Origin of the sequence: Pseudomonas sp. NPDC087804, from assembly GCF_044742965.1 — a bacterium.
Taxonomy (GTDB): Bacteria; Pseudomonadota; Gammaproteobacteria; order Pseudomonadales; family Pseudomonadaceae; genus Aquipseudomonas; species Aquipseudomonas rustica.
Genome location: NZ_JBIUVN010000011.1, coordinates 50071 through 68260 on the forward strand (window position 1 = coordinate 50071; position 18190 = coordinate 68260).

At 58.1% G+C, this 18190-nt stretch carries 18 protein-coding genes and 2 pseudogenes; 14 read left to right on the plus strand and 6 right to left on the minus strand.

All coding sequences use genetic code 11. The features are described from left to right. Positions 1-583 (plus strand): bifunctional 4-hydroxy-2-oxoglutarate aldolase/2-dehydro-3-deoxy-phosphogluconate aldolase (locus tag ACIOMO_RS16110; protein WP_401241975.1); only part of this gene is annotated, 583 nt, incomplete at its 5' end. Positions 584-888: 305 nt separating this feature from the next. Then, complete coding sequence (locus ACIOMO_RS16115) at positions 889-1614, plus strand: intradiol ring-cleavage dioxygenase (RefSeq protein WP_159812807.1); 726 nt, start codon at positions 889-891, stop codon at positions 1612-1614. Between the two features lie 5 nt (positions 1615-1619). On the opposite strand, the gene ACIOMO_RS16120 is transcribed toward ACIOMO_RS16115, so the two are convergent. Together ACIOMO_RS16120 and ACIOMO_RS16125 are read right to left on the minus strand one after the other, a co-directional pair. After that, complete coding sequence (locus tag ACIOMO_RS16120; protein ID WP_401241978.1) at positions 1620-2801, minus strand: aminotransferase class V-fold PLP-dependent enzyme; 1182 nt, start codon at positions 2799-2801, stop codon at positions 1620-1622. A 28-nt stretch (positions 2802-2829) separates the two neighbouring features. Then, the gene (locus ACIOMO_RS16125) at positions 2830-3066 is read right to left on the minus strand and encodes a DUF3820 family protein (protein ID WP_003213031.1); all 237 of its coding nucleotides are present in this window, start codon (positions 3064-3066) and stop codon (positions 2830-2832) included. 205 nt (positions 3067-3271) lie between these two features. Between ACIOMO_RS16125 and ACIOMO_RS16130 the strand changes: the two genes are divergently transcribed. Next, the gene (locus tag ACIOMO_RS16130; protein ID WP_038369175.1) at positions 3272-3739 is read left to right on the plus strand and encodes a PA2169 family four-helix-bundle protein; all 468 of its coding nucleotides are present in this window, start codon (positions 3272-3274) and stop codon (positions 3737-3739) included. 139 nt (positions 3740-3878) lie between these two features. On the opposite strand, the gene ACIOMO_RS16135 is transcribed toward ACIOMO_RS16130, so the two are convergent. After that, complete coding sequence (locus tag ACIOMO_RS16135; protein ID WP_053123003.1) at positions 3879-4349, minus strand: MaoC family dehydratase; 471 nt, start codon at positions 4347-4349, stop codon at positions 3879-3881. A gap of 42 nt (positions 4350-4391) precedes the next feature. Continuing rightward, on the minus strand, positions 4392-5336 hold the full coding sequence (locus ACIOMO_RS16140; protein ID WP_053123001.1) for an alpha/beta hydrolase: 945 nt from the start codon (positions 5334-5336) through the stop codon (positions 4392-4394). 199 nt (positions 5337-5535) lie between these two features. On the opposite strand from ACIOMO_RS16140, the gene fadD2 reads away from it, so the two are divergent. After that, positions 5536-7224 (plus strand): long-chain-fatty-acid--CoA ligase FadD2, encoded by a 1689-nt coding sequence (fadD2, locus tag ACIOMO_RS16145; RefSeq protein ID WP_159812801.1) that lies wholly within the window; start codon positions 5536-5538, stop codon positions 7222-7224. Between the two features lie 360 nt (positions 7225-7584). Continuing rightward, entirely contained in the window at positions 7585-9282 is a 1698-nt protein-coding gene (fadD1, locus tag ACIOMO_RS16150) for a long-chain-fatty-acid--CoA ligase FadD1 (RefSeq protein WP_401241983.1), read from the plus strand. A gap of 196 nt (positions 9283-9478) precedes the next feature. Here the strand turns inward: fadD1 and ACIOMO_RS16155 are convergent, their stop codons facing one another. Further along, entirely contained in the window at positions 9479-9856 is a 378-nt protein-coding gene (locus ACIOMO_RS16155; RefSeq protein WP_008082340.1) for a hypothetical protein, read from the minus strand. A 198-nt stretch (positions 9857-10054) separates the two neighbouring features. Here ACIOMO_RS16155 and ACIOMO_RS16160 point away from each other — a divergent pair, with 198 nt between their 5' ends. From ACIOMO_RS16160 to def, 3 genes are all read left to right on the plus strand, one after another. After that, the gene (locus tag ACIOMO_RS16160) at positions 10055-10246 is read left to right on the plus strand and encodes a CsbD family protein (protein ID WP_053122994.1); all 192 of its coding nucleotides are present in this window, start codon (positions 10055-10057) and stop codon (positions 10244-10246) included. Between the two features lie 165 nt (positions 10247-10411). Beyond that, on the plus strand, positions 10412-11368 hold the full coding sequence (locus ACIOMO_RS16165; RefSeq protein ID WP_053122992.1) for a YihY/virulence factor BrkB family protein: 957 nt from the start codon (positions 10412-10414) through the stop codon (positions 11366-11368). Then, positions 11365-11904 carry a peptide deformylase gene (gene def, locus ACIOMO_RS16170; RefSeq protein ID WP_401241988.1) on the plus strand — a complete coding sequence of 180 codons (540 nt, stop codon included), beginning with the start codon at positions 11365-11367 and terminating at the stop codon, positions 11902-11904. The genes ACIOMO_RS16165 and def overlap by 4 nt, the downstream gene beginning before the upstream one ends. Positions 11905-11985: 81 nt before the next feature. Here the strand turns inward: def and ACIOMO_RS16175 are convergent, their stop codons facing one another. Further along, a complete protein-coding gene (locus ACIOMO_RS16175; protein WP_053122987.1) occupies positions 11986-12393 on the minus strand; it encodes a GNAT family N-acetyltransferase in 408 nt (135 codons plus the stop codon). A gap of 324 nt (positions 12394-12717) precedes the next feature. Between ACIOMO_RS16175 and ACIOMO_RS16180 the strand changes: the two genes are divergently transcribed. The 6 genes and pseudogenes from ACIOMO_RS16180 to ACIOMO_RS16205 all read left to right on the plus strand — a co-directional run. Continuing rightward, positions 12718-13659, plus strand: coding sequence for a fatty acid desaturase (locus ACIOMO_RS16180; protein ID WP_401241992.1), 942 nt, complete (start codon positions 12718-12720; stop codon positions 13657-13659). A 143-nt stretch (positions 13660-13802) separates the two neighbouring features. After that, positions 13803-14594: a phosphate/phosphite/phosphonate ABC transporter substrate-binding protein gene (locus ACIOMO_RS16185; RefSeq protein ID WP_401241995.1), complete on the plus strand. Its 792-nt coding sequence runs from the start codon at positions 13803-13805 to the stop codon at positions 14592-14594. 179 nt (positions 14595-14773) lie between these two features. Beyond that, complete coding sequence (locus ACIOMO_RS16190) at positions 14774-15301, plus strand: sigma-70 family RNA polymerase sigma factor (RefSeq protein WP_401241997.1); 528 nt, start codon at positions 14774-14776, stop codon at positions 15299-15301. Then, positions 15298-16311, plus strand: coding sequence for an ABC transporter substrate-binding protein (locus ACIOMO_RS16195; RefSeq protein ID WP_401241999.1), 1014 nt, complete (start codon positions 15298-15300; stop codon positions 16309-16311). Before ACIOMO_RS16190 ends, ACIOMO_RS16195 begins: the two co-directional genes overlap by 4 nt. A gap of 532 nt (positions 16312-16843) precedes the next feature. After that, positions 16844-17620: pseudogene (locus ACIOMO_RS16200) on the plus strand (PAS domain-containing protein); the annotation flags it as partial. Between the two features lie 114 nt (positions 17621-17734). After that, a pseudogene (locus tag ACIOMO_RS16205) lies at positions 17735-18163 on the plus strand (methyl-accepting chemotaxis protein); the annotation flags it as partial. Positions 18164-18190: the final 27 nt, after the last annotated feature.

Consider the following 18190-nt stretch of genomic DNA (forward strand, 5'->3'; position numbering starts at 1 on the left):
GGTGATCACCATCGCCCGCGAACAGGACGTGCTGCCGCTGGCCGACGCCCTGGCCGCCGGTGGTCTGACCGCGCTGGAAGTGACCCTGCGTTCGCAGTTCGGCCTCAAGGCCATTCAGATCCTGCGCGACCAGCGTCCGGAACTGATGACCGGTGCCGGCACCGTGCTCGATCGCAACATGCTCGCGGCGGCCGAAGCTGCCGGCTCGCAATTCATCGTCACCCCAGGCATTACCCGTGACCTGCTGGAAGCCAGCGTCGACAGCCCGATTCCGCTGTTGCCGGGCATCAGCAACGCCTCCGGCATCATGGAAGGCTACGGTCTGGGCTATCGCCGCTTCAAGCTGTTCCCGGCGGAAGTCAGCGGTGGCGTCGCGGCAATCAAAGCCCTCGGCGGCCCGTTCGGTGAAGTGAAATTCTGCCCGACTGGCGGCGTCGGCCCGGCCAACATCAAAAGCTACATGGCGCTGAAAAACGTCATGTGCGTGGGCGGTAGCTGGATGCTTGATCCGGAGTGGATCAAGAACGGCGACTGGGCCCGCATTCAGGAATGCACCGCTGAGGCGTTGGCGCTGCTGGACTGATTGTTACCAAACACTTCGTTGTGTGTTCTACGGCTTTACGGTGCGCTCGGTCGGCGCACCGTTTTTTTTTGCCCGCAGAAAAGCCAACATCAAAAGATCGCAGCCTTCGGCAGCTCCTACAGGGCGTTGATACGGGATGCAATGTAGGAGCTGTCGAGTGCAACGAGGCTGCGATCTTTTGATCTTGCTTTCAAATGGCTAGGCCAAAAGATCGCTGCCTGGAGTTACGACGCGATACATAGTTACCGCACACAGGCGATTGCGTGGCGCTAATCTGCGTTCTCTTATGGAAGAGAGAACGCATCATGGATCGAGACGCTGCAACACCCTCACCGAACCCGGTGTATCAACTGGCCCCCGAGCAAATCGCCGGGCCGTATTTTCGCAACCCGCAACTGTTGCGCCGCAACATCAGCGAAGGTGCGGAAGGCTTGCCGCTGCTGCTCCGCCTGACCATCGTTGATGCGATGACTGGCGAACCGGTGAGCGGCGCGCTGGTGGACATCTGGCATTGCAACGCTCGCGGTGCGTATTCGGGCTGGAGCCGGATCAACCCGGATCTCGAAGTCGACGCCGAAGCCATCGGTTCGATCCCGCGCACCGACGATGACACTTACCTGCGCGGCAGCCAGTTCTGTGATCACAAGGGCAGGGCGCGCTTCACCACGATCTATCCGGGGTTCTACGCCGGTCGTGCGCTGCACATTCATGTGGCAGTGCGCATGGTCACGGGTACCGAGTACCTCGAAGAGCGCAACGTGGCGTGGGTCGGTCAGTTGTATTTCCCCGAAGTAGTGTCGCGCTCGGTGCTCAACGCCAAAGCCTATCGCGGTCGCGCCTCAACCGCTTTGAACAATACTCAGGACAGTTTCTTTGCCGACATGGGCGGCGAGGCTTCGACCCTGACCGTTTGGCCGATCGGCCGCGACTCCCACGAGGACGGTTTCTTCGGCCACCTGACCATCGGCATCGACACCTTTGCGGTGTCGTCGCAGATCAAACCCGAGGACTTCGACAAATACACCGTCTGAGCGATTCAGCGCAGCTCGTTCAGCGCGCGGGTGAGCAATTGCATCTCGGCGGCGGTGGTGGTCAGCCCCGGCGTGATGCGAATGCACGGCCCGCACGCGGCGCCAGTGCGCACCACGGTGAACAGGTTGTATTCGTTGAGCAGACGCTCGGCCATCGCCTGCTGATTGTCATGGCGAGTGAAACGCAGCGCCGTGATCCCGCAATACAAGCGTGGGTCGTCTGGCGTCATCACTTCGATGCCCGGCAACTGGCGCACGGCGCTGACCCACAGGTTGCGCAGGTAATTGATTCGCGCCCCTTTGGCCGCTGCGCCGCCGAGCGAGCGATGCTCTTCGAACACCAGCGGCAAGGTCATCAGCGCCGGAATGTTCGGTGTGCTGTACGAGGTGCGCGAGCGGATATCGTTGACCGGGTAGTGCATCTCGCCCATGTCCGGGTCGATATCGGCCAGCCGCTGTGGAGCGATATAAAGGAAACCGAGAGTCAGCGGTGCGCCGATCCATTTGTGCAGGTTGTACGCGGCGAAGGCGATGCCGAGGGCTTCGAAGTCGAACTCGATCTGGCCGAGGGCGTGGGCGCCATCAAGGATGATGTCGATCCCATGCTCTTTGGCCAGCGCGGCGATGGCCTGCACCGGCATCACCAGACCGCTGCGATGGGTGACGTGCGTCAGCGCCATCAGTTTCAGTTTCGGGTGACGAATAAAGGTTTCGCGGTAGGTGGCCAGCAGGCTCTCGAAAGTCGCCGGATGCGCGTGGTCAATCTCGATGACTTCGACCCCGCGATGCTTGCCTAGCCAGCGCATGGCGCCTTTGACCGTGTCGTATTCGAGGTCGCAGATCAGCACCTGATCGCCGGGTTGCAGGCGATTGTAGTTGCGAATCAGCGATTGCAGGCCTTCAGTGGCATTGCGGGTAAACGCCACACTCTGCGCGCGCACGCCGATCAGCTCGGCCAGTTGTGCGCGGATGTCGAGGTTGTCGTATTGCTCGTAGCGCTGGCGCACGTACACCGAATTGCTGGTGTTGATCAGCTCGATGTTGCGCTGGTACTCCTCGATCACCGTGCGCGACATGCGTCCGAAGTAACCGTTCTCCAGATTGATCGGGCCGGGTTGGACGTCATAGCGGCCGACAAACATTTGCCAAAAAGCTTCATCACGGGCGCGCAGGGTGTTATCGGGCATGGCGGCTGGCTCTATAGAGGAGGGCGCTTCAGTGGCGCGGGGCGGGTTTGCCATGTTTGGCACGCAGCGGTTCGAGCAGCTCGGACAAACCGTTATGGTCGATCTCCTGCATCAGTGCAAGCAATCCGCCGAGTTCGCCGTGCGGGAAACCTTCACGGGCGAACCAGTTCAAGTAAGGGCCTGGCAGGTCGGCGATGATCCGGCCCTTGTACTTGCCGAAGGGCATTTCTCGGGTGATCAGCAGTTCGAGTTTTTCGGGATTCATCAAAAGGATCGTCTGGCTTCAAATCAGATTGGAAAATACAGGCATTCTGCATGCAGGCCAAATGACAGATCATGCAAATAACCGCAATACAGATAGTTCATTTATCTTTAAGTTGTTGATTTATATGTGTTTTATTTCTGAGTAAAAACTGGCACGCACACTGCAATATCCCTTGCATCTTCCACCGATCGCAAGGAATTGAAAAATGACCGACATGAATAAAGAAGCCATCTCTGTACTCAATGACCTGATTGAAACCAGCAAGGACGGTCAGGAAGGGTTCAAGACTTGCGCTGAAGATATCAAGCACCCAGAACTGAAAACCCTGTTCGTGACCCGCTCTGCCGATTGCGCTACCGCTGCAGCTGAGCTGCAAGCTGAAGTTCGCAAACTGGGCGGCGATCCGGAAACTTCCACCAGCGTCAGCGGTGATCTGCACCGTCGCTGGGTCGACGTTAAAGCGATGTTCACCGGCAAAGACGAAGAGGCTGTGCTGAACGAAGCCGAACGTGGTGAAGACCATGCGCTGAAGGCTTACAAAGAAGCACTGGAAAAAATCAACAAGCACAACCTGGTGGGCATTCGTGACCTGGTTGAACGTCAGTACCACGGCGTACAACGCAACCACGACCAGGTAAAAGCCCTGCGTAACCAGGCTCGCGCACGCTCGTAAGCGTACGCCGGTAACAAAAAACGCCAGCTAGTCTGGCGTTTTTTTATGTTTGTTTTAAAAGCAAAAGATCGCAGCCTGCGGCAGCTCCTACAGGGACGCATTCCAATGTAGGAGCTGCTGAAGGCTGCGATCTTTTCAATCAACCAATACTAATCGCCGGCAAAGTAGGCAACGTCACCGTCTGCTGCTTACGCGGTGCCAGAATCTCTGCCTCACCATCCACCACCAACTCATCACGCTGGTTAAACACGCGAGTGGCAATGCGCACGCGAAACTTCGGCAGCTTCTCGAGGATTTCCAGACGCACCGTCAGCGTGTCGCCGATCTTCACCGGCTTCTGAAAGCTCATCTGCTGACCGATATAAATAGTGCCCGGCCCAGGCATTTCGCACGCCACGGCGGCGCTGATCAGCGCGCCACTGAACATGCCGTGAGCGATGCGCTCCTTGAACATGCTGGCGGCGGCGAACTCGGCGTCCAGGTGCACCGGGTTGTGGTCGCCGGACATCGCGGCGAACAGCTGAATGTCGCGCTCTTCGACGGTCTTGCTGTAGCTGGCGGTCTGGCCGACTTCGAGGGCTTCGTAAGGGATGTTGGTAACCTGGGTCATTGGTCTTGATTCCTGTGACGGATTAAATAAATCCACAAAAAATTATTCGCTGCGTTGCGGGCGCGGATGGCTGAGCACCTGATCGATCCAGGCCAGCACATCGGCAATCACCTCATCGCGATTGGTTTCGTTGAACAATTCGTGCCGCGCCTGCGGGTAGATCTGCAGTTGCAGGTTCTGGCTGCCGGCCGAGCGCAAGGCGTTGGCCAGATCAGTCAGACGCTTGCCTTCACTCACCGGATCACATTCGCCGCCAATCACCAGCAACGGCAGGCCCGGGTTGATCTGGGCGAGATTGGACGCTTTGCTGATTTGCTGCAAGCCACCGAGCAGGTCGATCCACAGCTGATTGGTGCAGCGAAAGCCACACAACGGGTCGTTGGCGTACAGGTCGACTTCGGCCGGATCGCGGCTGAGCCAGTCGAACGGCGTGCGCACCGGTTTGAATTTTTTGTTGAACGAGCCGAACGACAACCACTCGATCAGCGCACTGCGCCCCTTGCCGCCCTGACGCAGTTTTTCCAGTCGGGCGATCTGCCGTGCCGCGCCATAAAGCGCCACCGGCTGGAAGTTCGAACCGCTGAGAATCGCCCCCTGCAAACTGGCGCTGTGGTGCAGCAGATAGGCCTGCGCGAGGTAGCTGCCCATGCTGTGGCCGAGCAGGATGATCGGCACGCCGGGGTGCTGCTGGCCGATGTGTTGATTGAGGCTCGCCAAATCACCCAGCACCTTGCACCAGCCATCGTCGTCGGCGAAATGTCCGAGCGTACCGTGTTCGGCAGTTTTGCCATGTCCGCGCAAATCCGGCGCGTAAACGCCATAACCTTTGTCGCAAAACGTGTCGGCCAAACGGGCATATCGGCCGCTGTGTTCGGCCATGCCGTGGGCCAGCAGGATCACCGCTTTCAACGGCGCGGCTGGCAGCCATTGGTTGACGAACAGGCGGCTGCGGTCACTCGCGTCCAGCCATAGGGGGTGGTGGATCATGGCGATTCCTTTGCTCAGAGTCGGCACATTGTATAGCGCGTCTGATCAGCCCACGCCACGGCAGGAAGATTCACACGATCAATGACGGCTTTGCCCGTATTTGCCTCAATGGCCATAACTGCTAGTGTCCGTGAAGCTCCGCTTTTTCAGAAATGACAGAAAGCGGCCCGGATCGGCTCAGGTAAAGAGGACAAGAACAATGCAACCTGATTTCTGGAACGACAAACGCCCGGCCGGCGTACCGCTGGACATCGACATGGGTGAGTTCAAGTCGGTGATCGAGGTGTTTGAGCGCTCCTGCAAGAAGTTCGCGGATCGCCCGGCATTCAGCAACATGGGCGTGACCCTGACCTACGCCGAGCTCGAACGTCAGAGCGCCGCTTTCGCCGGTTACCTGCAAGCGCACACCGATCTGGTGCCGGGCGATCGCATCGCCGTGCAGATGCCCAACGTCCTGCATTATCCGATTGCCGTGTTCGGTGCCTTGCGCGCCGGGCTGATCGTGGTCAACACCAACCCGCTGTACACCGCGCGGGAAATGCGTCACCAGTTCAAGGATTCCGGCGCACGTGCGTTGGTGTACCTGAACATGTTCGGCCAGAAAGTCCAGGAAGTGCTGCCCGACACTGACATTCAATACCTGATCGAAGCGAAGATGGGCGACTTGATGCCCACCGCCAAAGGCTGGCTGATCAACACCGTGATCAGCAAAGTGAAAAAAATGGTGCCGGCGTATTCGCTGCCGCAGGCGATCTCCTTCAAGAGTGCGCTGCGCATGGGCCGGGGCTTGGGCATCAAGCCGTTGAAGGTCAGCCTCGACGATATTGCCGTGCTGCAATACACCGGCGGCACCACCGGTCTGGCCAAGGGCGCGATGCTCACCCACGGCAATCTGGTGGCGAACATGCAGCAAGTGCGCGCGTGTCTGGCGCAGCTCGGCCCGGATGGTCAGCCACTGCTGCGCGAGGGTCAGGAAGTGATGATCGCGCCGCTGCCGCTGTACCACATCTATGCGTTCACCGCGAATTGCATGTGCATGATGGTCTCCGGCAACCACAACGTATTGATCAGCAATCCGCGCGACATTGCCGGGTTCATCAAAGAGCTGAAGAACTGGCGTTTCTCGGCGTTGCTGGGGCTGAACACACTGTTCGTTGCGCTGATGGATCACCCGGATTTCAAGACCCTGGATTTCTCCAGCCTGAAACTCACCAACTCCGGCGGCACCGCACTGGTCAAAGCCACCGCCGAGCGTTGGGAGCAGATGACCGGTTGCCGCATCACCGAAGGCTACGGTCTGACCGAAACCTCGCCGGTGGCGTGCACCAACCCGTACGGCGATCAATCGCGCCTGGGCACGGTCGGTTTGCCGGTACCGGGCACGTTGTTGAAAGTGATCAACGATGATGGCGTCGAGCAGCCAATGGGCGAGCGTGGCGAACTGTGCATCAAAGGCCCGCAGATCATGAAGGGCTACTGGAACAAACCCGAGGCCACCGCCGAAGTACTGGATGCCGAAGGCTGGTTCAAATCCGGCGACATCGCAGTAATCGACCCGGACGGTTTCGTGCGCATCGTTGATCGCAAGAAGGACATGATCATCGTCTCCGGTTTCAACGTGTACCCGAACGAGATCGAAGACGTGGTGATGGCCCACCCGAAAGTCGCCAACTGCGCGGTGATCGGCGTGCCGGACGAGCGTTCGGGCGAGGCGGTGAAGCTGTTTGTGGTGGCGCGGGAAACCGGCGTCAGCCTGGAAGAGCTGAAGGCGTACTGCAAAGAGAATTTCACCGCGTACAAAGTGCCGAAGCACATCGTGCTGCGCGAATCGTTGCCGATGACGCCGGTCGGGAAAATTCTGCGCCGTGAGTTGCGCGATATCGCTTAATCGCTGAATGGCCGCGCTTTACGCGGATCGCGGGCAAGCCTTGCTCCTACAGGATCTCACCGACCCGTAGGAGCAAGGCTTGCCCGCGAAGCTTTTGAGGGGAGCAAACCCCCGTTTTGCGGGACTTTCAAGGTGTTCTAGGATTTTTGCTCTAAAATGACCGTTAGCAAGTCTTGAGTCATAAATATGACTGTATGGGCCGCTTTTGGCTCTAGTCGACCCTCGGCAAAGCTGCTACTCTCGGCGCGCTTTGTGACTTCTCGGCCTATCAAAAAGCCAGATTCACCAATACAAAACACACACCAATAATAATCGCATCAAATGCGGTGAAGAATTCGCGTTGCTGAGGAGTGGGCTTCCATGAACGAAGACTTTTGGAAGGATAAGTACCCCGCTGGAATTGCTGCCGACATCAATCCAGATGAGTACCCGAATATTCAGGCAGTGTTGAAGCAGTCCTGCCAACGCTTCGCCAACAAACCGGCTTTCAGCAACCTGGGCAAGACAATCACCTACGGTGAACTGTACGAATTGTCCGGTGCGTTTGCCGCGTATCTGCAACAGCATACCGACTTGCAGCCCGGTGATCGAATCGCCGTGCAACTGCCCAACGTTCTGCAGTACCCGGTGGCCGTCTTCGGTGCCATCCGTGCCGGGCTGATCGTGGTCAACACCAACCCGCTGTACACCGCGCGGGAAATGGAACACCAATTCAACGACTCCGGTGCCAAAGCCCTTGTTTGCCTGGCGAACATGGCGCACCTGGCCGAAACCGTGGTGCCGAAAACCGGCGTCAAACACGTTTTCGTTACCGAAGTCGCCGACCTGTTGCCGCCGGTCAAGCGCCTGCTGATCAACAGCGTCATCAAGTACGTGAAGAAAATGGTGCCGGCTTACCACCTGCCGAAAGCCATCAAGTTCAATGACGCGTTAAGCAAAGGCCAAGGCCAGCCTGTGGCCGAAGCCAACCCGCACAGCGGCGATGTCGCGGTGCTGCAATACACCGGCGGCACCACCGGCGTGGCCAAAGGTGCGATGCTCACCCACCGCAACCTCGTCGCCAACATGCTGCAATGCAAGGCGCTGATGGGCTCGAACCTCAATGAAGGTTGCGAGATTCTGATCACGCCGCTGCCGCTGTACCACATCTATGCGTTCACCTTTCATTGCATGGCGATGATGCTGATCGGCAACCCCAACCTCCTGATCAGCAACCCGCGCGACCTGCCGGCGATGGTCAAGGAACTGTCGAAGTGGAAGTTCAGCGGTTTCGTCGGCCTCAACACGCTGTTCGTGGCGCTGTGCAACAACGAAGGTTTTCGCAAGCTGGACTTCTCGGCGCTGAAAGTGACTTTGTCGGGCGGCATGGCCCTGCAGCTGGCCGCGGCTGAGCGCTGGAAAGCGGTGACCGGTTGCTCGATCTGCGAAGGTTACGGCATGACCGAAACCAGCCCGGTCGCCACGGTGAATCCGATCCAGCACATCCAGATCGGCACCATCGGCATCCCAGTGCCATCGACCCTGTGCAAAGTCATCGACGATGCCGGTGTCGAACAGCCAATGGGCGAAATCGGCGAACTGTGCGTCAAGGGCCCGCAAGTGATGAAGGGCTACTGGCAGCGTCAGGAAGCCACCGACGAAATGCTCGACAGCGACGGCTGGCTGAAAACCGGCGACATCGCGCTGATCCAGCCGGACGGCTACATGCGCATTGTCGATCGCAAGAAAGACATGATTCTGGTTTCCGGTTTCAACGTTTATCCGAATGAACTGGAAGACGTACTGGCGACCCTGCCAGGCGTGTTGCAGTGCGCGGCCATTGGCATCCCGGACGAGAAGTCGGGCGAAGCGATCAAGATTTTCATCGTCGCCAAACCGGGCGTGACGCTGACCAAGGAAACGGTGATGGAGCACATGCGCGCCAACGTCACCGGTTACAAGGTGCCGCGTTCGGTCGAGTTCCGCGATGCGCTGCCGACCACCAACGTCGGCAAGATCCTGCGCCGCGAACTGCGCGATGAAGAGCTGAAGAAGATCAAGGCCAAGTCCGCCGCCTAAAACACGAAGCCCCGCAGATGCGGGGCTTTTTGTTGGTGCGGAGCATGGCTTTGATCGTTCCCACGCTCGGCGTGGGAATGCCGCCCCGGACGCTCTGCGTCCAGAACTGCTGGGACGCAGAGCGTCCCTAGATGCAATCCCACGCAGAGCGTGGGAATGATCATGTAGGAGCTGCCGCAGGCTGCGATCTTTTGATTTACTGACGGAACGGCGCGAAATTCACATTAGTCCCCGCCGGACGCATGTCCTGCAGATACGAATCCTTGTCTGCACTCAATTCCAGGCTCAGCGCCGCTTTGCGCTTGCCTTCGTTGCGAATCACCAGCCCCTCGAGCTTCTCACGCAGAAACACCGTCGGCACTTTCAGGTGCAGCAGTTCGTCGGTGGCCGGCGTGTGCATCAGCAGGTGAATCCACTCGTACTGACCAATCGCCAGACGCGACACTGGCAGGTCGAACCACCAGATGTTGCGGTTGCGGTTCAGTTCGGCGAAGTGGCAATTGTTGGTGCCGAGCACGGCGCCGCCCAGTTCCTTGTTTCTACGGGCGATGGCGAGCGTTTTATCGAGTTTCATAACATTCCTGCAGGATCGGTTCCTGGCGCGTGGCGCCCTTATGCTGCGCATTCTCGGGGCATTGCACGCAAACATAAAGCCCAACCTGTTCGTCGCGACGAAATGATCCGGCGAAAAATAAATGAAACTTGGCGCAAACCCGGCCAGTCAATCATTACGTACTGACTTTTCCCCCTAATTGCACCAAGGAGAAACACCATGAGTAGCACAGGCGATAAAGTAAAAGGCATGGCCAACGAAGCGGTCGGCAACGTCAAGCAAGGCGTCGGTAAAGCCACCGACAACACCAAGCTGCAGGCCGAAGGCAAAGTCCAGGAGAAAAAAGGCGAAGCCCAGCAAGCGGTCGGCAAAGCCAAGGACGCTGTCAAAAAAGGCGTCGACAAGGCGTAATCCAGCCTTGAACGAAAGACACGAGCGGCCATCCAAGGATGGCCGTTTTTGTGTCGAAATCCTGCTGACACCCACCAAGGTTCGCCAAACAAGCTACCTTGATGTAAAAAACGGCCCCTGAGTCGCCACGACTTCAAACCTGTATTGCGGCGAAAGGAGACGCGAATGATATTTCCAGACATGAAAGGTCTGCCCCTGCACCGAGTGATGGTGCGCACGGTCACTGAATTCGTCGATGACGAAATGTCGACCTACGCCTCGGCACTGGCCTACCAGATGCTGTTCTCGCTGTTCCCGTTCATCCTGTTTCTGATCGCCCTGATCGGTTTCCTGCACCTGCCGGACTTTTTCTCCTGGCTGCGCCTGCAATCGGAACTGGTGCTGCCGCCGCAGGCGCTGGAATCAGTGAACCCGGTGATCGACCAGTTGCAGCAGTCCAAGGGCGGCTTGCTCTCGGTCGGTATCGTCATCGCGCTGTACACCGCGTCTGCCGGCGTGCGCCTGATGATGAGCGCGATGAATGCGGCGTATGACGTGGTCGAAGGCCGACCAATCTGGAAGCGCTTTCCGCTGTCGGTGGTCTACACCGTCGGCATCGCCGGCATGCTGCTGATGGCCGCCGCACTGATGGTGCTCGGCCCGCAAGTCATGGGCTGGATTGCCGCGCAAGTGGGGCTGGAAGAGGTCATCGTGACCATCTGGACAATCGCGCGCTGGCCGGTGATCGTGATTCTGATGATGGTCGCCGTGGCACTCATCTATTACGTGATGCCCGACGTCAAACAGGAATTTCGCTTCATCACCCCGGGCTCGGTACTGGCCGTGGTGGTATGGATCATCGCCTCGTTGGGTTTCGCGTTCTACGTGAAAACCTTCGCCAACTACAACGCGATGTATGGCAGCATCGGGGCGATCATCGTGCTCTTGCTGTATTTCTACATTTCCGCCGCGGTGCTGCTACTCGGCGCGGAGATGAATGCGGTGATCGAGCACATGTCCAGCGAGGGCAAAGACGAGGGCGAGAAAGTCCCCGGCGAACTCGATGAACAACCCAAACAACACGTCTCGGGCCTGGGTCGCGATCACTCGCTCAAGCCGGACACTGACGAAGCCACATCATGATCCGTGAAATCCTCAAAATGGGCGACGAGCGCTTGCTGCGCATCGCCCCGCCAGTGCCGCCGGAAATGTTCAACAGCCCTGAGCTTTGGCAACTGATCGACGACATGTTCCAGACCATGGAAAGCGTCGGCGGCGTCGGCCTGGCCGCGCCGCAGATCGGCGTCGATCTGCAATTGGTTATCTTTGGTTTCGAGCACAGCGAACGTTACCCGGACGCCGAAGCCGTGCCGCAGACGATCCTGATCAACCCGCTGATCACGCCGTTGAATCCGTTGATGGAGGAGGGGTTTGAAGGGTGTTTGTCGGTGCCGGGTTTGCGTGGCGCGGTGGATCGTTATCAGCAGATTCGCTACGAGGGTTTTGATCCGAAGGGCGAGCCGATCATGCGTGTGGCTTCAGGTTTCCATGCGCGGGTGGTGCAGCATGAGTGCGATCACTTGATCGGCCGGTTGTACCCTTCGCGGATTACTGATTTCAGCAAATTCGGTTTCACCGAAGTGATGTTCCCGGATCTCGATCCCACGGTTGACGATTAACCAGAATCAAAAGATCGCAGCCTTCGGCAGCTCCTACAGGGATAGGTGTAGGAGCTGCCGAAGGCTGCGATCTTTTGATCTTCACCCCAGGCCCATCGCAATCATCGGCTTGCTCCGCGCATACCGGCTCAATCGCTCCGCCATCGCCTGCGGCAACTCAGGATCAAACCGGAACCCGCGCCGCTCGTAAAACCCGCGCAAATCCGGATGACAGAACAGCCACACCGGCTCCGTCACATCCTGAACCGCCGCTGCCATCAACTGCCCCGCAATCCCCTGATCCCGACACCCCGGATCAACAAACAACCCCGTCAACCAGTGCCCACCCGCCACCGGTCGCAAGCACAACGCCGCAACAATCTCGCCACGTCGCGCCACCCACAATTGCGCATCACGCACGGCTTTCATCGAGGATTGGTGGCTGCGGTAAAACTTGTTCATCAACGGCCAGAGTGACGCGTCGAGCAGGCTGTATTGGGTATCGGGCATGGGTTCTGACTGTCGGTAGATTTCGCGGCGATTATAAAAGAACGCGCGCGTCTGGATAGGTGTATACCTGAGCTCACATCCCCTGTGAGTGGAGTACGCATCATGTCCAAAGGTATGGATTCAAAGAAAGCCGCGAAGAAGAAACCGGCCAAGACCGCGATTGAAAAACGCGCGGAGAAGAAGGCCAAGAAAACCGATATTTTCGGTCATTGATCACGCCTTTCGGAAGCCCGGTTCTCGGGCTTCCCTGTTGATCCAAAATAATCTGCAAGATTCTCGGTGGTCGTTGCACAGAAAGGGAAGGAACCCGCTGCGAGCAACGCCATGTCTCATTATTTCGACGCCGTCCACCGTCAACACATCGAAACCCTGCGCCAACGTTTTACCGCTCGCAGCGACTGGCCGACCTGGCTGTTGTTGATCGGCGTGTATGGCGGCTGGTTTGCAATCATGTTCAACAGCCACTGGCTGGGACGGGGTTTAAGTACCGTGCTGCTGATTCCGCTGCTGGTGCTGTGGCTGTCGGTGCAACACGAATTGCTCCATGGTCATCCGACGCGCTGGATTCGCTTCAATAAAATTCTCGGCTATGCGCCGTTTGCCGTGTGGTATCCGTACACGCTGTATCGCGACAGCCATCTACTGCATCACCGCGATGAGGATCTGACGGTGCCCGGTGTCGATCCGGAAAGCCGTTACCTGACGCGGGGGCGCTGGCAGGGCAGTTCGCTGTTTGAACGCAGCTTGCACTGGCTGAATAAAACCGTGCTCGGGCGTTTTGCCATCGGTGCGCCGTTGGGCTTGCTGGCGTTGGCGAGTGAAGAATTGCAGCGGCTGAAAAACCGTGAGCGCCAAGCCTGGCTGATGTGGCTGACCCATGGCGCATTCACGCTGCTGATGCTGTGGTTTATCGCGCGCTACAGCGTGTTGCCAGTGTGGCATTACCTGTTGTTGATCAGTGTGCCGGCGCTGTCGATTGCGATGATCCGCTCCTACTACGAACATCGACCGCACGCGCAACCGGAGCAGCGCACGGTGCTAAATGAAGCTGGGTGGCCGTGGCGCTGGCTGTTTCTTAATCTGAATTTTCATCTGGTGCATCATGATTTGCCGGGGCTGGCGTGGTACGACTTGCCCAAGGTGTATCGCGCGAATCGCGAGCAATGGGTGGCGAGGAGTGGCGGGTTTCTGGTGCAAGGGTATGGGCAGTTGTGGCGGGAGCATGGCGTCAGACCGATCGACAGCCCCGAGCATCCTTATCACTAACCTCAGGCCCCCCACACAACCCCCTGTGGGAGCGGGCTTGCTCGCGAATGCGGTGGGTCATTCAAAGTATTTTTTACTGATTCACCGCTTTCGCGAGCAAGCCCGCTCCCACAGTTGGAAATTTGTTGTCAGGAAATATGCGTATGACTCAACACCACGCCGAACTCCTTATGTACACCGCCCCCGAGCCCATCCGTGTGGCCAACGAGCGCTGGCTCGCGCGCATCCTTGAACACCTCGGTCACACCCGTCTGAGCGCTGAAGACCTGTCACTGCGCGAACTCTGGTTATCCCCCAATCTGCTACTCACACAAACCTGCGGCTATCCATTGATGACGGCATTAAAAGGCCAGGTTCGTGTGATCGGCCGCCCACGCTACGAACTCCCCGACGCCAGTGCCGGCAACCATTGCAGCCTGATCCTCAGCCGCGCCGATGACCCACGCAAAACCTTGCCAGCCTTTCGCGACAGTCGCGGCGTGATCAACAGCGACGATTCCAACAGCGGCATGAATCTGTTGCGCCAACGCCTCGCCCCGTTGCATCGCGATGGGCAATTCTTCTCCACGGTCGGCATCAGCGGCGGTCACCGTGAAAGCCTGCGCTGGTTGCGTGAGAAGCGCGCAGATCTGGCCGCCATCGACAGCGTCACCTACGCCTACCTCGCGCAGCATGCGCCTGAGGAAGTCAGGGGACTACGTGTTGTTGGACGCAGTGCGTTCAGTCCGACGTTGCCTTTTATCACCGTCGCCAGTGCTACGGATGAACAGATCGAGCGGCTGCGACAAGTGATGAATCAGTCGTTGCACGAACTTCCGGATGTTGTGCAAACGTTGGGATTGCCTGAGGTGTTGGCGGCGGGAGAGGGTGATTATCAGGTGGTGCTCGACTATCAGCGTGAGGCTGTGGAGTTGGGGTATGGCTGCTTGCGTTGAAAGATCGCAGCCTTCGGCAGCTCCTACAGGGATCGCGTTCCGGGCTGCGATCTTTTGATCTTGTATTCCATAATCGAATATAAAAATGAAATTTAAATATTATTAATGCATAAGGCGCCTTGCTACGATCGCGCCACCGGAACACCGGACATTCAGCGACCCCTAACCCAGGAGCCCCTATGTCCGGCGCCGACCTTTCCCATCGCCAACACCTGGCCGGCCTGTTCCGCGCCCATCATCACTGGCTTTGCACCTATCTGCGTCGGCATCTGCACGACGCGGCGAGCGTTGAAGACATCGCGGCCGAAACCTTCGCGCAACTGCTCGAATCATCATCACTGACCGCGATCCGCGAGCCCCGCGCCTTGCTCACCACCGTCGCCCAACGTCTGCTTTATCAGCACTGGCGCCGTGCGGATCTACAGCGTCGGCATCAGCTACAGGTCGATGAGGAGGGCACCGCGTCGCCCGAACATCTCGCGCAACTGTCGCAAACCCTGAAGCGCCTCGATCACAGCCTGCAACGCCTGCCCGGCAAAGTCCGTTCGACCTTTCTGCTCGCCCGCGTCGATGGCCTGACCTACCCGCAAATTGCTGCCGAACTGGGCATCTCCCAGCGTTCGGTGAGCGTGTACATGACCCGTTCCCAAGCCCTGTGCGATCGCCACAGCGCCAACCAATTCCTACAAGACAAGAGGTCTGCATGAGATCGATCAAAACCCTGCTCGGCGGTTCGCTGCTGGCGCTGAGCTTGAGCGTCGGCGCAGTTACTGCAACGGAGAAAACCGCGCCGATCCACTTCGGCGACATCACTTGGGAGAGCGGCAGTTTTATCACCGAAGTGCTGCGCCTGATTGTCGAAAAAGGCTACGGCTATCCGACCGATACGCTGCCGGGCAGCACCGTCAGCCTCGAAGCAGCGTTGGCAAAAAACGATATTCAAGTGATCGGCGAAGAGTGGGCCGGGCGCAGTCCGGCGTGGGTCAAGGCTGCTGCCGAAGGCAAAGTATTCGGGCTCGGCGATACAGTGAAAGGCGCCACCGAAGGCTGGTGGGTGCCGGAGTACGTGATCAAGGGCGACCCTGAACGCGGCATCAAACCCTTGGCGCCGGAATTGAAATCGGTGGCGGATCTGCCGCGCTACAAAGACGTGTTCCGTGATCCTGAAGACCCGAGCCGTGGGCGTTTCCTCAACAGCCCGACGGGTTGGACGTCGGAGATCGTCAACACTCAGAAGCTCAAGGCCTATGCGCTCAACGACAGCTTCGTCAACTTCCGCACCGGCTCCGGCGCGGCGCTGGATGCCGAGGTGGCGTCGTCGATCAAACGTGGCAAACCGGTGCTGTTCTACTACTGGTCACCGACGCCGCTGCTCGGGCGTTTCAAACTGGTGAAACTCGAGGAACCGCCGTTTGATGCCGAAGCCTGGAAGACCTTGGCCGATGCCAATAATCCGAATCCCAAAGGCACGCGGTCGATGCCGGCGAGTCTGGCGATTGGCGTGTCGGCGCCGTTCAAGGCGCAGTATCCGGAGCTGGTGACGTTTTTTGAGAAGGTCGACTTGCCGATAGATCTGTTGAACCAGACGCTGGCGGGGATGAGTGAAAAACGCTTGCAGCCGAGGGTGGTGGCGGAGGCGTTTTTACGCGATCAGCCGCAGGTTTGGAAATCGTGGGTGCCAGCAGAAGTGGCTACCAAAGTCAGCACCAGCCTCTAATTCCCAACGCCGCCCCCCCCCTGTAGGAGCTGCCGAAGGCTGCGATCTTTTGATCTTGAAAAAATCAAAGTCCAAAGATCGCAGCCTTCGGCAGCTCCTACAGGGGGCTGTTCATTTTCCGCTGAACCGATTCTTGTGCAAAAAGTCCTCACTACTGGCCGACTAGTGGCCTTGCGCAAGGTTTTGCGCTAGCTATGCTGCTCTGTAACTAACTATGTCGACCGTGCACGGTTAGTCTGCAAATTCATGCTGCCAGAGTGCGCAACCCAAGGCACCGACACTGAACCAACAAGGAGCATTTTTTAAATGGAAGTTCTTCAACGCGTTAGGGCTGGCCCGCGAGCGGGCTATCAAGAGAAGGATGTCTTGATTAGAGCGTCGCTGCATGGACTCTCCGATTGACCATCATTTATCACCTGACAACTTCCTCCCGTGGAGGAATGCGTGTGCCTGTTCTTTGGAACGTAGTGGTGGATCGTGAAAGACCTGAACTTTCATCAAATCAAAAGTCCGCGCGGAAGGTGATACAACCATGTTTAACCTACATCACAAGGCTGACCTGCTGGAAATCGAACGATTCAGCTGTGCCTTGACCGAGGCCAATGCCAAGTTGGCCGCGATCAGCCGTTCGATGGCGATGATCGAATTCACCCCCGACGGCATCGTTCTGGATGCCAACGAAAACTTCTGTAAAACCATGGGCTATGGCGCCGATGAAGTGCGCGGCAAACATCACCGGATCTTCTGTGAAGAAGCGTTTTATCGCAGCGAGGAATACGCCAAGTTGTGGCGCGACCTGGCCCGTGGTGAACCGATCAGCGGGACGTTTCTGCGTTTGAACAAAAGTGGCAAGGAAGTCTGGCTCGAAGCCAGTTACATGCCGGTGTATGGCCCGGACAAGCAAGTTAAAAGTGTCATCAAAGTGGCGTCCGACATTACCGCGCGGATCAACAAGGAGCATGAACAAGAAGCCATGCTCGCGGCGATCGGTCGCTCGATGGCCGTGATCGAGTTCACCCCGGAAGGCAATGTCATCACCGCCAACGACAACTTTCTCAAGACCATGCAGTACTCGCACAACGAAGTCGTTGGGCATCACCACAGCATGTTCTGCCACCGCAGCGAATCCGAATCGTCGCAATACAAAGCCTTCTGGGCTTCGCTCAATCGCGGCGAATATCACTCGCACCGTTTCGAGCGCAAGAACAAATCCGGGCACATGGTTTACCTCGAAGCCTCGTACAACCCGCTGTTTGATGCCAAGGGCCGCTTGTACAAAGTGGTCAAGTTCGCCAGCGACATCACCCAACAAATGACCACGCTGCAGAACGCTGCGGAATCGGCCCACAGCACCTCGGTACAAAACGACGCCTGCGCGCAAAAAGGCTCACAAGTCGTGCAGCAAACGGTGCAGATCATTCAGGACATTTCCCGCGACCTCAACGAAGCGGCAATCAGCATCGATGCGGTCAGCAAACAGTCAGACATCATCGGCACCATCGTCCAGACCATTCGCGGGATTGCCGATCAGACTAATTTGCTGGCGCTCAACGCCGCGATCGAAGCGGCGCGGGCGGGTGAGCACGGGCGCGGGTTTGCCGTGGTGGCGGATGAGGTGAGAAGTCTGGCGGCAAGAACGAGTCAGGCTACTTTAGAGATCGTCGATGTTGTACGGCGCAACCACGACCTGTCGCTGAGCGCGGTGTCGAGCATGCAGTCGAGTCTCAGCCGTACCGGACTTGGTGTGGAGCTGGCGAACGAGGCGGGGGCAGTGATTCAGGAGATTCAGCAAGGCTCACGTCACGTCGTCGATGCCATCAGCCAGTTCAACGAAACCCTGCAACTGAACTGACATCACACCGCCCCCTGTAGGAACTGC